Source organism: Lacticaseibacillus porcinae (assembly GCF_003946305.1).
GTDB classification, from domain to species: domain Bacteria; phylum Bacillota; class Bacilli; order Lactobacillales; family Lactobacillaceae; genus Lacticaseibacillus; species Lacticaseibacillus porcinae.
This window is the reverse complement of sequence record NZ_RHNS01000007.1, coordinates 46,396-62,083: the sequence shown is the minus strand read 5'-3', so window position 1 is coordinate 62,083 and position 15,688 is coordinate 46,396. Positions and strand designations below refer to the sequence as shown.

General features: G+C 48.3%; 15 protein-coding genes. 10 read left to right on the top strand and 5 right to left on the bottom strand.

From position 1 onward, the window contains the following. Positions 1–310 precede the first annotated feature (310 nt). Positions 311–1,183 carry a sortase domain-containing protein gene (locus EKM92_RS07265; protein ID WP_125709350.1) on the top strand — a complete coding sequence of 291 codons (873 nt, stop codon included), beginning with the start codon at positions 311–313 and terminating at the stop codon, positions 1,181–1,183. Between the two features lie 476 nt (positions 1,184–1,659). Here the strand turns inward: EKM92_RS07265 and EKM92_RS07260 are convergent, their stop codons facing one another. After that, positions 1,660–2,418: a nucleoside phosphorylase gene (locus tag EKM92_RS07260; protein ID WP_125709348.1), complete on the bottom strand. Its 759-nt coding sequence runs from the start codon at positions 2,416–2,418 to the stop codon at positions 1,660–1,662. A gap of 563 nt (positions 2,419–2,981) precedes the next feature. On the opposite strand from EKM92_RS07260, the gene EKM92_RS07255 reads away from it, so the two are divergent. Both EKM92_RS07255 and EKM92_RS07250 read left to right on the top strand, forming a co-directional pair. After that, entirely contained in the window at positions 2,982–4,094 is a 1,113-nt protein-coding gene (locus EKM92_RS07255; protein ID WP_125709346.1) for a vitamin B12 independent methionine synthase, read from the top strand. A 138-nt stretch (positions 4,095–4,232) separates the two neighbouring features. Next, positions 4,233–4,706 carry an S-ribosylhomocysteine lyase gene (locus tag EKM92_RS07250; protein WP_125709344.1) on the top strand — a complete coding sequence of 158 codons (474 nt, stop codon included), beginning with the start codon at positions 4,233–4,235 and terminating at the stop codon, positions 4,704–4,706. 103 nt (positions 4,707–4,809) lie between these two features. Here EKM92_RS07250 and EKM92_RS07245 read toward each other — a convergent pair whose 3' ends face one another. Beyond that, positions 4,810–5,016, bottom strand: coding sequence for a hypothetical protein (locus tag EKM92_RS07245; RefSeq protein WP_225420740.1), 207 nt, complete (start codon positions 5,014–5,016; stop codon positions 4,810–4,812). A 189-nt stretch (positions 5,017–5,205) separates the two neighbouring features. On the opposite strand from EKM92_RS07245, the gene EKM92_RS07240 reads away from it, so the two are divergent. From EKM92_RS07240 to EKM92_RS07220, 5 genes are all read left to right on the top strand, one after another. Beyond that, on the top strand, positions 5,206–5,577 hold the full coding sequence (locus EKM92_RS07240) for a GntR family transcriptional regulator (RefSeq protein ID WP_125709341.1): 372 nt from the start codon (positions 5,206–5,208) through the stop codon (positions 5,575–5,577). After that, entirely contained in the window at positions 5,574–6,443 is an 870-nt protein-coding gene (locus EKM92_RS07235) for an ATP-binding cassette domain-containing protein (RefSeq protein WP_125709339.1), read from the top strand. The genes EKM92_RS07240 and EKM92_RS07235 overlap by 4 nt, the downstream gene beginning before the upstream one ends. 3 nt (positions 6,444–6,446) lie before the next feature. Then, a complete protein-coding gene (locus EKM92_RS07230) occupies positions 6,447–7,541 on the top strand; it encodes a hypothetical protein (RefSeq protein ID WP_125709337.1) in 1,095 nt (364 codons plus the stop codon). Positions 7,542–7,832: 291 nt separating this feature from the next. Next, positions 7,833–9,284, top strand: a complete 1,452-nt coding sequence (locus tag EKM92_RS07225) for an ABC transporter permease (RefSeq protein ID WP_125709335.1) — start codon at positions 7,833–7,835, stop codon at positions 9,282–9,284. 10 nt (positions 9,285–9,294) lie between these two features. After that, positions 9,295–9,969 carry an ABC transporter ATP-binding protein gene (locus tag EKM92_RS07220; RefSeq protein ID WP_125709333.1) on the top strand — a complete coding sequence of 225 codons (675 nt, stop codon included), beginning with the start codon at positions 9,295–9,297 and terminating at the stop codon, positions 9,967–9,969. Between the two features lie 118 nt (positions 9,970–10,087). On the opposite strand, the gene EKM92_RS07215 is transcribed toward EKM92_RS07220, so the two are convergent. The 3 genes from EKM92_RS07215 to EKM92_RS07205 form a co-directional block, all read right to left on the bottom strand. Then, positions 10,088–10,567, bottom strand: a complete 480-nt coding sequence (locus tag EKM92_RS07215) for a DUF4811 domain-containing protein (RefSeq protein ID WP_125709331.1) — start codon at positions 10,565–10,567, stop codon at positions 10,088–10,090. Then, positions 10,564–12,024, bottom strand: coding sequence for an MDR family MFS transporter (locus tag EKM92_RS07210; RefSeq protein ID WP_125709329.1), 1,461 nt, complete (start codon positions 12,022–12,024; stop codon positions 10,564–10,566). Before EKM92_RS07210 ends, EKM92_RS07215 begins: the two co-directional genes overlap by 4 nt. Before the next feature lie 304 nt (positions 12,025–12,328). Continuing rightward, positions 12,329–13,696, bottom strand: coding sequence for a hemolysin family protein (locus EKM92_RS07205; protein WP_125709327.1), 1,368 nt, complete (start codon positions 13,694–13,696; stop codon positions 12,329–12,331). Between the two features lie 132 nt (positions 13,697–13,828). Between EKM92_RS07205 and EKM92_RS07200 the strand changes: the two genes are divergently transcribed. Next, complete coding sequence (locus tag EKM92_RS07200; RefSeq protein WP_125709325.1) at positions 13,829–14,575, top strand: TIGR02452 family protein; 747 nt, start codon at positions 13,829–13,831, stop codon at positions 14,573–14,575. Between the two features lie 3 nt (positions 14,576–14,578). Continuing rightward, the gene (locus EKM92_RS07195; RefSeq protein WP_125709323.1) at positions 14,579–15,205 is read left to right on the top strand and encodes a type 1 glutamine amidotransferase; all 627 of its coding nucleotides are present in this window, start codon (positions 14,579–14,581) and stop codon (positions 15,203–15,205) included. The last annotated feature ends 483 nt before the right edge of the window (positions 15,206–15,688 follow it).

The following is a 15,688-nucleotide window of genomic DNA, read 5'->3' as shown; positions in this document are numbered from 1 at the left end:
TTTCTAAGAACCTTATTAAATCAATGATTGTTCATAACTGGAATGCAATTCTATCAATTTTTGACGTTTTTTGTTGTATTCGCTAGCTTATGGAAGTATAGTTACGGAGATGAAGCACACATCACTGTTTTCGTCGTGTCGGTTTGAGGAAAGTGAGATAGGTGACTGTCGCCACTTTCGTATTCAACGGAGTGTAGTCGTAAAAAACACTGCGGTTTTGTGGATCCTGGGGGGGAGAAGCAAGACGTGAGCGCAGTGTTGTCATGTGTAAGCAGGGCTCAGTTCCCTGCACGCAAGTAAGGGGAACAACATGTTTAAAAACAGAATATTTGGTTTGGCCGCAATTATTGTCGTGGCTTCTGGTCTTGGTGTCGTTACTGTGACTGCGCACGCGGGGAACAACCCGGTGTCGACAAGCAGTGTTTCGACTTCCACTAAGTCAAAGTCATCCAAGTCGACCTCAAGCAGCAAAGCTGTCGCTGAGAAAAAAGCTGAAGCTAAAAAGCTAGCGGTTAAAGCTTCTGAATCTTCCAAAGCCGCAGCTTCTAGCAAGGCTTCTAGCGCCAAAGCGTCAAGTGTTGCTGCCAGCACTTCGAGCGTCAAAGCTGCTGCAAGTAGTCAAGCTGCTACTAGCCAAAGTACCACTTCTGCTAGCTCAACTAGCGCCTCTCAATCAAGTGCTAGTTCATATAGTGCACCAGCACAAGCGGTGGCTCAAACGCCAGCCCAACGCGCAGCTGCTAAAGCGGCAAGTATCCGCAACACCACCGGTGAAACTTATGTCGGGACGATCTCTGGCTTAGGCCATTCGACTGATGTCGTTCAAGGCTCCATGAGCCGCACGTCAGCCCCTGCACAAGCAGGTTTGGCCATGACTTGGGGCGGGGCAACGCGTTTGTCCACCACCGATGGTTTAACCACTGAAATCGCCGGCCATGCTCGGAGCATGAATTTTGCTTGGATCATGGGCTTAGGCGTTGGTAGTCAAGTTTCTGTCACTGACGCTGATGGCAATGCCCGCACTTACACGGTTTATGCCACTGATGATGTCAATGACCAATCATACTCCACCAAAACTGGCAAAGACCAATGGAACGCCATTACCTCTGCTGGCCAAGGCGAAGCAGTGGTTTTACAAACTTGCATTTCCGATACTGTTAACCGGATCGTTTGGGCCCATTAAGCTGCTGGGGGGCAGCGGGTTCAACCATCTTTCACAATCGTAAGCATAAGGAAGCCGTTGATGGGCTTCTTTTTTTGCGCTTCGGTGATTTGAAATGGGGACTCCAGCTGGCTCGCCGGTGCGTGGTGAGGGTCCTCGGGGAAGCTAACTTGGACGTTTCGCTACGCTCACCGCCAAGTGGATCTTCCCCTGCGGCTTCTCGTAAGCGGTAAACCGCTAACGAGAATCTCACCACGCACCGGCGACCAGCTTCCGTCCTCATTTCAAATTACGTTCAACACGTTAGATAACGGTCACCGGATCCATACGAAACGCGTGATGCCAACGCCGATGTGATAGGTTGTCTATTGCATGAAGGCACACTTCACCGGAGTCGCGTTAATTCGCCTGAACCTACAGATTTTCGAATCGAAAGCATATTGGTATAGTCTGCTGAAACGCGCTCGATGCCGGACTTCATTTGGGGACGCTGGTGGTCAATCAATATGCACCAAGCAATCAAAGCCAATCGCCATGGTCTTTAAATGGGAGGCCATGCCAAAGCCTCTAGCATCATAGTGATCGACAGTGGCCAAAGAATCTGCAGTAAATAGGATCTGTGCAAAGCGCACGTTGCGAAAGGCTGCACATGCGGCCAGCGCAGCACATTCCATTTCCACGACTTCAAAACCTTGATCGCAAGCCGCTTTAATTTTTGCAGGCGTTTCGCGGAAGTAGGCATCGTTGGTCCAAGTTTTCACAGCTTTGGCTTGGTTGCCTAGGTAATTCAGCAGCGCTTGGGTGAAGTCGTGATGCAAGGTGATCGTCGCTGCTGGTGCTAAGTAATGATAAGAGGTGCCTTCGTCGCGCAAGGCAATCGTGGGGATCAATAATTGGTTTTCTGGTGTGTCGACTAAAACACCGCATGAGCCCACTGCCACAATTTCTTCAGCACCATAAGCAATCAAGAACTCCATGATCTGGGTGGCTGCTGGCGCTCCTAAAGGCGCAAGACAAGCACCAATCACTTGCCCGTCAACAAGGCATGCGTAAATTGAATAATCGTTGTTGATCGTGTGAAAGTCACCGACCACTTTTGCAGATTGTTCAGCGATGAAGGCGTTGAAGTTGGTTTCAGTGACAAAGGCCATTAACATTTTCTTCGGGAAGACAAAACCTTCTTGGCGATCAGGTTCGATCACTGCAGGTTGATCGTCGCATTGAAATAATGGCAATTGATCGAATGAATTAGGCATCAGTACACCTCCTAAACTAAGTCATAGCGCTAGTATACACGATGGTTCAAATAATTTCTCACATTTTTCTCATTTAGCTGTTGACTTCATGAGAATTGATGGTAACATGATGTCATTGAGTTAATCAGATATGGCTTAGCGGAGAAGAGTAGCGAACGCGCGGCGGCAAAGAGAACCCGGATGGTGAAAAAGGGACGCCTGCAAGTTTGTGAAGATGAGCTCCTAATAGCTTCACACCAGTTCACGCTGGCGCGACGGTCGCAACCGTTACCTTGCCGGGCATCAACAGGTGCCGTTGAGGAAAGCTTAGGCTTTCGAACTAGGGTGGTAACGCGATGATTCGCCCCTATCTAGCATAGTGCTAGGTGGGGGCGAATTTTTTTGTCCCAGAGGAGTTTCAAGCGTTCTTAGCTCAGCGGGTAGCCCGATCAAGTGCTTAGACCGGTTTGTGGTTTAAGTGCTCGAGCGTAGCTAGACGTCTGAGCGTTGTTTGGAAATCCTCGACGCCGCTAAAGCATATCGAAAAAAATACAGACGCATTTAAAAAAAGGGAGATTATTCTTATGACTAAACCATACCGTGCAGACCTTGTTGGTTCCTTCTTACGCCCAGCTGAATTAAAGCAAGCCCATGTTGATTTCTTAGCCGGCAAATTATCCAACGCTCGCGAAGTTGAAATTCAACATGCCGCGATCAAAGACCTTGTTGAAAAAGAAGTCGCTGCTGGCTTCAAAGCGGTGACTGATGGCGAATTTTCTCGTCAATACTGGCATTTGGACTTCTTGTGGGGCTTAAAAGGCATCGACAAGCTGGTTCGCGCCGATTATGATCGCAACTTTGTCGGGAACATCGCGCCTGCTGACAACGTCATTTTAACTGGGAAAGTTGCCGCTAATGACACCCACCCATTCTATGACGCCTTTGAATATTTGCAATCTGTTACACCTGAAGGCGTCGACGCGAAGTTCACCATTCCCAGTCCAGCATTGATCTTCCGTGATCACCGCGCTGACAACTGGGCTGACTTCTACGATTCTTTCCAAGCCTTCAAAGATGATGTGGCCAAAGCTTACAGCGACTCGATCCAACACTTCTACGACTTAGGCTTGCGTTACTTGCAAATCGATGACACCAACTGGGCTTACTTGATCGACAACTTGAAGAAAAATGAAGGCGACGCCGCCGCGCAAAAGCCATTCGTTGAACTTGCCGAAACCGCTCATGAAGTGATTGCCAAGGTCTTGGCAGCAAAGCCTGCAGACTTGACTATCACGTCTCATATCTGCCGTGGGAACTTCCAATCCACCTTCTTGTTTGCCGGCGGTTATGAATATGTCGCCGATTACATCAAAGACTTGCCATATGACGGTTTGTTCTTGGAATATGACAACGAACGCTCTGGGAGCTTTGAACCATTGAAGACGTTGTGGAATGGCGACAAAAACAAGCGCATCGTTTTAGGCTTGATCACTTCGAAGTTCGCTGAACTCGAAGATCCTAAAGCAATCGAAGCGCGCATTGAAGAGGCGAGCCAATTCGTCCCTAAGGAAAACTTAGCAATCTCCACACAATGTGGGTTTGCTTCTACTGAAGAAGGTAACAAGATCACTGATGCTGATCAATGGGCGAAGTTAGCCCTTGTCCAAAAAGTCGCTGCTGACACTTGGAACGACTAGTCGCTTGAATCTTAGTTGAGTATCGGTGTACGATGGAAACATCGACTGCCGCAAGTCATTGCGTTGTTCGACTGCTGCGCCTCGCTCATTGAGGTTTGAAAGCCGAGAAGTTTTGTAAAAATTAGGAGGAATTTCACCATGGCAAAAGTTGAAAGTTTTGAATTGGACCACACGAAAGTCTTAGCACCTTACGTCCGCTTGATCGCGGTTGAAGAAGGCGAAAAAGGCGACAAGATCTCGAATTTTGATCTGCGGCTGGTTCAACCGAACAAAGATGCGATCCCAACTGGCGGTTTGCACACCATCGAACATTTGCTGGCGAGCTTGTTGCGCGACCGCATGGACGGCGTCATCGACTGCTCACCATTTGGTTGCCGCACCGGTTTTCATTTGATCACTTGGGGTGAACATTCCACCACTGAAGTTGCTAAGGCCTTGAAGTCAAGCCTTGAAGCCATCGCCAATGACATTAAGTGGGAAGATGTCCCAGGCACGACCATCGATTCTTGCGGGAACTACAAAGATCACTCTTTGTTCTCTGCAAAGGAATGGAGCAAGTTGATCTTGAGTCAAGGTATTTCCGATGACCCATTTGTTCGCAATGTGATCTAATTTGTGAATGCGATCCGCCTCACCAGTGTTTTCACTGGTGAGGCGGTTTTTTGTTGCATTCAAAAAGGCGCGCAGAATTACTTCCACGCGTCTTAAGTAGAGGTTAATAAAATTGTGTCATCGTGACAATGCCTGCAACTGCTAAGAAAAAGGCGATCACGATGCCAGTCCACAACCCATATGCAATAAAAGGTGAGGTTGATTTGTTACCGCTTGTTTTCGTCGTTTTGTATGCGCGTACGACTGAGAAAAGCTCAAATCCACCCAAAGCAATTAAAACCAATCCGATCACAATTGCCCAAATTCCCATATCGCTACCTCCTTGCGAGTGACCATCACTCGGCTTAATGTAAGCGTATTCCTGAACGACTATATAGTCAATGGGGGGTATGCCATTATTGGCATACCTCTCGTTGAGTGAAAATTTGCGCTAAAAGTTGCATTGTTCAGTGTACTGTGTATACTAGTACACGTAATACAAAATAAGGAGGCGCAGCGTATGGATGATCCGAGATTCAGTCATTTGGCTTACTATGAACGCTTAGTGCTGGAAATCAAATCGCAGATCCTCAACGGCGCGTTAGCCGTGGGCGACAAGCTCCCGTCAGTGCGCGACATGGCCAAACAAATGCAGCTCAACCCTAACACCGTCGCCAAAGCTTATAAGGCGCTAGAAGCGCAGCAAGTTATCGAAGTCAAACCAGGCCTTGGCAGTTTCGTTGCTGAACAACTAGCTGGCACCGATGATAAAACGCTGGGCACCTTGCAAGCGCGGTTTCAAGCAGTGGTGGTATCGGCGTTAACGGTGGGGGTGCCGTTAACCGAACTTGAAGCCTGGTTGCAAGACGCTGCCAAAGGAGGGATCTCATGACAGTTGTAGTCGAACACTTAGAAAAAACGATTTTTAAAAAGCCAGTATTGGCAGATATCAACTTCACGTTAGTCCCAGGTGAAATCGTGGGGTTAGTCGGCCGCAATGGTGTGGGGAAAACGACCATGATGCGCACGTTAGTCGATCAATATCATCCAGATGGCGGCAAAATCCTGGTGAATGATGCCGACCTCGGCCAAGTGCCAGAGCGTCGCAGTGATTTGTTCTTCCTCGATGCAGAAGGGATCTTTTTTAAACATTGGCGGCTCACCAAAGTCGGTCAGGCTTTTCAAGCAGGGTATCCGGATTTTGATTTAGCGGCATACACGCAATTATTAGCCCGTTTCAATTTGAAAGATGAACGTTATGGCCAACTCTCTAAAGGCTATCAAGCTTTGGTGCGCGTGGCCTTAGCGATTGCGAGCAACGCTGAATTTATTTTGTTTGATGAACCATTCGATGGCTTAGATGTGATCATCCGCCAACAAATCGTCGATCTTGTGATCGATCTAGTCGCCGATGGCAAGCGTGGCGTGTTGATCGCGTCACATGATTTGCGCGAACTTGACGGCTTAGCCGATCGCGTGTTGATGCTCAAGCACGAACACTTGATCAAAGACATTCGCTTAGAAGACCTGCGCCAGCTTGCTTCCAAGCGGCAAATGGTATTCTCAGGTAAAACCATTCCCGAGGTTGTCAAAGCTAACGGCCACATTTTATCGATTCAAGGACGCGTGGCGATCGTGTTGTTTGAAGATTACAACGACACGGTGAAGTCTGAGATCGAAGCGGTGAATCCGGTGTTGAATGAAGCCTTGCCATTGCAGTTAGCCGATCTTTTTATCAGCGAATTGAAGGAGGACTAAACGATGGTGAATATCAAACAACTTTGGTGGCGGCGTTATCGCGGGTTGTTTTTGATCGTGTTGATCGCAGCAACGGCGTTCATGGCGATTGTCGCTAACGGACAGATCTCCAGTTATCAAAGCGGGATCCAACATCACGGCTATGCGTCGCGCTATGCCTATAACGAAGACGTCAAAAATTACAAGCAACATCCTAAAGACTACAGCGAACCGATCAAAGATTTCAACGCTTGGCAAAAAGATAACTTGCAACTGTATAAAAACGCCCAAGAATCAGCAGAATATTTCGGGGTATCAAAAAAAGAAGCCAGTTCCTATGTCTTGCCTGCTTACTCTAATGGGGATGTGGTCAATGTCGTGATCATTATCGCGGCACTGTTGATCGGGGCATTTGCAGCTGGCTGGGATCACTTAAGTCAATTTGATCGCTTTATCTTCGGCTTAGGGGTCAAACGTCAGAAATATTATTGGTGGCGCACCGCTGGATTGATCGGTTTAGCGACAGTCGCCGCGTTGATCAGTATTTGCGGCTACTGGGCCTTGCTGTACACTAAGATCCCCAGTGACATCGTGAACTTATCAGGTTCCACGGCACTTGCGATTTTTGCTTATAACTGGTTATTGACAGTGATGGGGATCTTGTTAGGCCAGTTGATCGGCATTGTGATCGCCAATCCTGTTGCCGTCGGGGCCGTCAGTGTTGGCAGCATGATTTTAGGGTATCTCGGTGTGAATCATTTAGCGACGCTGGCGGTGACCTTGAAGCTCATTAAAAATAGTTTCCAACTTGACACGCCATTAGGAGGCTACTGGGCGATCATGATCGGGGCTGCGTTGCTCACATTATGGGCATTGTTTGGTGGTAATTGGGCCTATCAACGGTTGTCATTAGATTATCCAGGTTGGTTACGGCTGAGACAAGCATTCGTGCCGACGGTGATCGCAGGGACGATTTTAGTGGTCAGTGCAGAAACCTTCTTCAGTGATTATACTGGCACGGTGAAATGGGCCTCACAAAGCTTAATGATTCAAGCAGTGACTTTGGTGATCGTTGTGGGGATCGGTGTGTGGCATCACCGGCGAATGACTAGTGTGTAAGCTAGCGCGCGGTAAACATGCGACTAGTCACCATGGCGCTGCCATGTTATTTTATCAAAGAAGAATAAGTGAAAATGATGACACCGCATCGGCGTAGTGACCCGATGTCTTGTTAGTGGCGAGGCCTCGATGAAGAGGCCTCGCTTTTTTGTGAAATAGGGTACTGATTCCTTCTTTTTGAATAGCAGAACTTTATTCACATTTTCCCCAAATTTTCACCTTGAATTGCCACTTATTTATGCAAGAGTTTTCGCTAAGCTGAAGCTATTGTTGAATAAGGGAGCGATGATTATGAATTTTGTCAAACGCGCCTGGTTGAATCTGCGCTTTAAAAAAGGCCGCACTGCACTGTTGATCCTTGTGACGAGTGCCATTATGTTATTTGTGCTGGCCGGCCTTTTGATCAAAAGTGCTGCAACCACGGCGACGCAACAAGCTAAAGACTCAGTTGGCGCCACCTTGACGTTAAGTGCCAATCGCGAAGCCGCCTTTAAGAAAATGCGATCTTCCACGAGTACGACGTCAGGCAAGCCGACGATGCCAAAGCTTACCACCAGTCCGGTGAAGTTGAGTACTGCCAAGAAAATCGCCGCGTTATCAGGCGTTTCCAGTTACTCGGCGACAGTATCGACATCAGCGAATGCCAAAGGCTTTGATGCCATCGAAACCTCGAGCTCGTCATCAGGTTTCGGTGGTAAAATGCCTGGCGGCAGCACCTCAAGTGGTGACATCACGGTATCAGGAGTCACGAGCACGGCGTCAAACTCGAACTTTTCAAACGATACTTACACGATCACTTCAGGACGCGGATTGAAAGCAAGCGATGCCGATACCAAAAATGTTGTGATCGAAACCAACTTAGCGAAATCGAATTCCTTGAAAGTTGGCAGCACCATTAAGTTGAAAGCCACCACTGGCAGCAAGTCAACTTACACCTTGAAAGTCGTCGGGATTTACAAAGCGAAGTCTAGTGCCACTGCTTCAATGGGACCTGGTCAATCAGATCCTGCTAATACTGTATTCACAGGTACGACTTTTGCCAACACGTTAAAAGGTAGCAAATATGCTGGCACTGCAGATTCTGTGACCTTCAATGTGTCCACACCATCTAAGGTCGCGAGTGTGAAGGCCCAAGCGAAGAAATTGATCAATACCTCGAAGTATTCGATCAACTCAGATGACGCCTCTTATCAAATGGTGAAAGCTTCCATGAAGTCTGTCACTGGCTTTGCCAATAAAATCGTTTGGTTAGTGGTGATTGCAGGGACCATTATTTTAGCCTTGATCGTGATTTTGATGATCCGCGAACGTCGTTATGAAATCGGCGTCTTGTTATCCCTTGGCGAAAGTCGCATGAAGATCATTGCGCAATTCTTCGTCGAATTGCTGGTGGTATTAGTCATCGGCGTCGGTGTTGCTGGTGTTGGTGGGAAGTTTGTCGGCGATAAACTGGCCCAACAAATCGTGTCCACGCAAACGACTACCACCAGCACCACCAATCAAATGGGTGGTATGCCAGGTGGCTCCGGCAATGCCCAAGGTGGCGCCCCTAGTGGTCAAATGGGTAACCGAGCGAATGCCATGGCGACTCAGAAACAAAAGCAAACGAAGCTATCCACGCAAGTCACCCCACAAGCGATCTTGTTGTTGATCGCAGTCGGTCTAGTGATCATTTTCATTGCCATTTTAGTCGGGGCAGGCGGGATCTTACGGTTGCAGCCGAAGAAAGTCTTGATCGGATAGGAGGATCGCGATGTTAACCACAGAAAAATTAACGTATTGGTACACCAGTGCTGATCAATCACTATTCAAAGATGTCGACTTAGAATTCAGTGCCGGCCACTCTTATGCAATCGTCGGTCAATCTGGTTCTGGGAAAACGACGATGGTATCGTTGCTTGCCGGCCTCGACAAGCCTCGCGGAGGGAAGATCAAGTTCAACGGTGCCGACATTGCCGGCATCGGCTTATCCAATTACCGCAAAAACGACGTCGCGATCGTTTTTCAAGCCTACAACTTGTTCACCTACATGTCCGCATTAGAGAATTTGATGTCAGCCATGGCGATCACCGAATCTAAGCATAAAGGCGATAAAGCGTTCGCCAAGCAAATGCTTGCCAAACTCGGCCTATCTGAAGAGCAAATGACGAAAAATGTTCAAAAGCTTTCCGGTGGTCAACAACAACGCGTTGCCATTGCCCGCACAATGGTGTGTGATGCGCCATTAGTCGTCGCAGACGAACCCACTGGGAACTTGGATGAAGAAAATACCGATGCGGTGATCAACTTGTTTCAAGAAATCGCTCGCGACCTTGGCAAATGTGTCATCATCGTCACCCATGAACCTGATGTCGCAAACCGCTGCGATGCGGTGATTCGCTTGGCCCATAAGCAGTTCACTTGGGAGAAGACGATCGCCGAGAACTAATTTCACAAAAAGAAACACCGACTGATCAGTCCAAACCCTCGGACAAATCAGTCGGTGTTTCTTTTTGTGCAAAAGGCGATTGACAAAATCCAATCGTCTGCCATTTAAAGAGTGTCGATTACTTGTTCACAATTTGCCAACTCGTTGGCAAATTGAGGGTGATGTGCTTAGCGATCAGCTTACCATCAAGCCCAGACCCAGCGTACATCACTGCAGCAAACTTGGAATTAAACTTTAACCGCGTGGTGCGAGTGATAAGCGTTGCTGTTGACGCACCGCGATTCAACTTCGTCGTGGTGGTGAGGCTAGGGACCGCTTTTTGTTGACCGGCGGCAGTGGTATAACCGTAAGCGGCGACTTTGCCGTTGGTGCCGATCACATGCTTCACAACCGTTTTGCCGACTAAAGCAGTGCTCGTCGTGGTGGTCGCTTCATGCATCCCAAAGTGCCAAGCATCATTGGCGGCAATGGCACACACTGAAATCACGATCACTAAACCTGTGGCCCAACTGCCAATAGTCCGTGCGCGACCGTGGGTATCTAAGACCCGATGATAGAAAAAGCCTAAAGCGGCTAACACGAATAAAATTAAGATCATGCGTGCGCACCTCCTTGGTCGATCGGATCATTTTGCAAACGTAAAGATAACAAGAAGCCGCAGACACAAAGGATCAACGATACCACAAACGCTGCGCGATAGCCGGCAACCGTGGCTGCTTGCATTTGACTGGCATAAGCGATCGGCGAAGCAGCTTTTAATCCAGCCGCTGGGGTGTGGCCAGCAGTGACTGTCGCTAACACTGACACCATGATCGCAGTCCCAATGGAAGCGGCGATTTGGCGAATCGTGTTGTTGACGGCAGTCCCATGGGCGATCAAGTCATTAGGCAAGGCATTCATCCCCGCGGTAGTGACTGGCATGGTGACCATGGTGATCCCAAACATCCGCACCGTGTATAACACTGTCACGAACAAAATCGGGGATTCTGCAGTCAACGTGATCAGTGGCATCGTGCCACAAAGCAACAAGAATAACCCAGTGGTGGCAAGGCGCTTGGCCCCGATGCGATCAAAAATGCGGCCAGTGATCGGACTCATGATCCCCATCATGATCGCCCCTGGCAACAAGATCAGCCCAGAATGAAAGGCAGATTGGCCGCGAATGGTTTGAATATACATCGGCAACACCATTTCCACCCCGACCATCGACATGAAGGCGACCGCAGTTAAAATCACAGAAAGGGTGAAAGTTTTAGACGTGAAGACGCGCAGTTCCAATAATGGTTTGTCCATATGTAACTGACGATGGGCAAACGCGGCGACAATGATCACACCGGCTAACAAGAAGCCGATCACGATCGGGCTGCCCCAGCCTTTGGTGCCGACTTCAGAGAAGCCATACAGCAAAGAACCAAACCCAAGGGTGGATTCGACCACGGACAAGCCATCGATTTTAGGGTTGGAGGTTTCAAGCACTTTATGCATCGAATAACTCGCTAAAATGATCACCAAGGCCACGATCGGCAACATCATGGTAAACAATGCGCGCCATGAGTGATTTAACAACACGTAGCCTGAAAGCGTTGGGCCGATGGCAGGCGCCAAGCCAATGACGATCCCAGCTAACCCCATGGCAGAGCCACGTTTTGCTGGTGGGAAAATCGAATACATCACATTTTGGAATGTTGGGGCACTCATCCCCACACCGATGGCTTGAATCAAGCGTCCAGCCAGCAAAGCAGGGAAGCTCCAAGCAAATCGTGATAACAACGTCCCCAAGAAGAAGATACTCATCGCCGTGATATATAAGTGCTTCACATTGAATTTATTTAATAGCCATGCAGAAACTGGGATCATGATCCCCATCACCAACATGAAACCAGTGGTCAGCCATTGTACTGCGCTAGCAGAGATATGAAAACTCGCCATCAAAGTCGGAAAGGCTGTCGTTAAAATGGTTTGGGTGATAAAAGTGGTAAAAGTCCCGATCAACAAGGTCGCCACCAGCAAACCGCGGTGGTACGGCTTGCCGTTGACGTCTAAAGGTTTATCCAAGAAACTTTCGCTTCCTCTCTTATTAATATTCCAATATTAATGTTAGCACTAAACTTTCAGAAAAACCTATGAAAGTTTATGAAAATTGCTATGCCAGATATTACGCATCATTTGCCGTCAAGCGACAAATCATTAGTCTTGAAGAAACAAGAATCACGTCATCGTGTGATGTTGGTTAATGTGGTGGCAGTCATTTGAAATTGGGACGGACCTTCACCTCGCACCGGCGAGCCGGCTGGAGTCCCAATTTCAAATGGCCGGAGGCATCAAAAAACCGAAACGCAATCGCGTTTCGGCTAGGTGGTTATTCATTATCTTCTTCGTCTTCATCTGCAGGTGGCAACTCAGGCCCGACAGTCACGTCAAACCAATTGGCAAACCCACGGGCGAAATCAGTGACCGTGAACGTATAACGATCGATTTTGATTTCATCATGAAGCTTGATGTTAGGATGTTCTTCCGTTAAATACCCGGCGATGGTGACGATGTCAGATTCTTGGAAGGCTTTGAGCTTAGTGTGGAAGAACCGTTCGAAGTCATACAACGTGGTTTTCCCAGAGACTTTAAAGACGTCATCTTTGTCCGTTTTGATGATGTATTCATCAGAGACGTCATCGATTTCATCTTTAACCGTCCCGAATAATTCTTCGTAGATATCTTTATCTGTGACGATCCCACTGGTCCCACCATATTCGTCAACTACCACGACAATTGGTGTTTGTTTGCGGATCATTTGTTGCAAAATGTTGTGGATCGGCATGCCTTCTGGAACTGTGACAATGGTCCGCAAGATCTTTGATACGCGGACAGAATCATCGACGCGGGCTTGGCGGACTAAGTCATAAATGTAGACATACCCCAAGATCTTATCTTTATCCCCATCTGCGACCACTGGAAAGCGGGAGTAGCCTTCAGTTAAGTAATCGCGGATCACTTCTTTGACAGTGGTGTCGATATCGATCACCACTAAGCTGGTACGATCGACCATCACGTCGCGGGCTTCTTTGTCGTTGAGATCAAAGGCACGCTGCATGTAGGTGACATCATTTTGATCCATTTCGCCAGAGCCAACTGCGGCTTTGGATAAGTTCAGAATTTCTGCTTGAGTAAAGACTTCATTGCCTTCATCTGCCGGCTTCATCCCAATCAACCGAACCAAGCCAGTGGCAGACGTATTCAATAACCACACGAAAGGATAGAAAATAATGTGGAAGTAATGCAGTGGGGTGACCACAAACATTAACGATTTAATTGGGAGATCGATCGCGACGTTTTTCGGGACGATTTCCGTTAATACCACTTCTAAGTAGGTTAAGATCAACACGCCAAACACTGCCCCGACGACATGCAAGCTGCCGTTAGGTAATTGCAATGGCGTTAATTTCAACAGGTCTAACAGTAAGAATTCAACGGTTTCTTCCCCGATCCACCCTAAGATGATCCCAGCAACGGAAACACCGACTTGGGTGGTGGAAAGATACTCGTTTAAGTTGTGGACCATCTTAAGCGCGCGTTTCAACTTTTTACGGTTGCCTTCACCCGCATCTAAAAGTTCCTCTAGCGCGCTTGGGCGACTTTGCACCAGCGCGAACTCACTTGCCACAAAAAAGGCGGCAAACAAGAAGGTGACGACCATCACCAGTAGGTTAGAGGCGACTTGGCCACTGTCCATTCAAACATTCCCCATTTCTTATTGTAAATTACGTCCATTTTAGCATTGCAGAGCACATTATAACAGCAGTTTGCAGAAACTTCACACTCTGCTTGTGGTATGCTTTAGAAAACAGCGTTAAGGAGCATCATGATGAATCAAATCCAAATGTTTCGTCAAACCATGGCTGCCTTCAAAGCCGATCCTGAATGGCCGACTAGCCACTTGATCACCGAACCAATACCTGAGACCCCAGCCCTTGGCCGTAAAAGAGCGTCATGGCGGGCGATCAACGCTGATGTGTTTGCGGTGATGTCAGAGCCACGCGAACATGTCGGGGTGATGAACTTTGCCAGCCCGACTAATCCCGGTGGTGGCGTCGAGTTCGGTGCCAAGGCGCAAGAAGAAAGCATCGCCAAAGGCACATATTTGGTGCCGGCGTTGCGGCAATTTGAGTCAAGTTATTATGCGCCGAATCGTGCCGAACCAAATGGTGGGTTGAACACGCCAAATTTGATTTATTCCCAACATGTGCGCCAAGTCTTCGACCATGAAGGCCAAATGCTGGTTGGCAGATATGTCGACATCGTCACAGTTGCGGCACCGAACTTACGGCGTTATCCTGATTTAGATGAAACCAAAGCCTTAGTCGATATTGAACAAAAGATCATGCAAACATTGCGGGCATTTAAAGCAAACAGTGTGCGGGTACCGATCTTAGGGGCTTTTGGTTGTGGGGTGTTTGGCAACTCGGCGTATGCAGTCGGCAAGTTGTTCGGACAATCGTTGCGGCGCCGGGAATTTAATGGCGCTTGGGATGAAGTGGTGTTTGCATTGTATGATCCTCATGGCGAGATCTACGGGCAATTCGTTAAAGGTTTAAGAAATCAGGAGCAGTGAAAAATGGAAATTTTGGTATTACAACACGAGGAAAACGAAGACCCAGGATTGATTTTTGATTGGGCCGCCGCTCATGACATTCAATTAAAAATCATGCGCCCAGATCTCGGCGATAACCTCACACCGATCAATGCCAATGATCTTGATGGGGTGATCTTGCTTGGCGGTCCCCAAAATGTCGACGACGATCATCGTTGGTTAGCAGCAGAGCGGATCTTGATCCGCAGCATGGATAAAATTGGTCGCCCTGTGTTTGGTATTTGTTTAGGGGCCCAACAAATCGTCCGCGCATTTGGCACACCAGTATTGCCGATGCCACTACCAGAACTCGGTCGCGGCACTGTCGCCCGGCCTGATGGCAGTGAACTTGCTGTGTTCCAGTGGCATATGATGGGGATGGGGCAATTGCCAGGCGCCACGATTCGCTACACCAACCAAGCGGTTACCAACCAAGGTTTCAGCTATCACCATCGCATCATGGGTGTGCAGTTCCACTTAGAATTCACCCCCAAGCAACAAGCGGCGATGATCGCCCATAGCGAATTCGCTGATTTGCCAGCTTTAAATGAAATGGAACAAATTCAAGCCGTCACTGAATTAAACGGCTTGTTGGATGAAGTATTCTTATAATCTTTGATTTCAAGGGCAAGACAATGTCAGTCTTGTCTTTTTTGATGCCGCCATCAGGCGACAGTGGGCTAGCTACGTTCCAGTGCTTTGAAATGGGGACTCCAGCTGGCCGCCGGTGCGTGGTGAGGGTCCGAATCGGAGCTAACTTGGACGTTTCGCTACGCTCATCGCCAAGTGGATCTCCACCTGCGGCTTTCCGTAAGCGGTAAACCGCTAACGGAAATCTCACCACGCACCGGCGGCCAGCTTCCGTCCCCATTTCAAATCACTTCCACTACGCTAGTCCACTGTCACCTGATGGCTACGAAACACGTTATGCCTATACTGATACAACATTTAGTCTTGTGAATAACGTCGTAACATCAACGTATTTGATTTGTAAGCTAGTAATACTAACGATGAAAAGCTGTGGGCGGAGATCAAAAGCGTGGAGGCGGGCTAGTCATCAGCCGTGGGGCTCTTAGCGATTTATCGCTTAGAGCC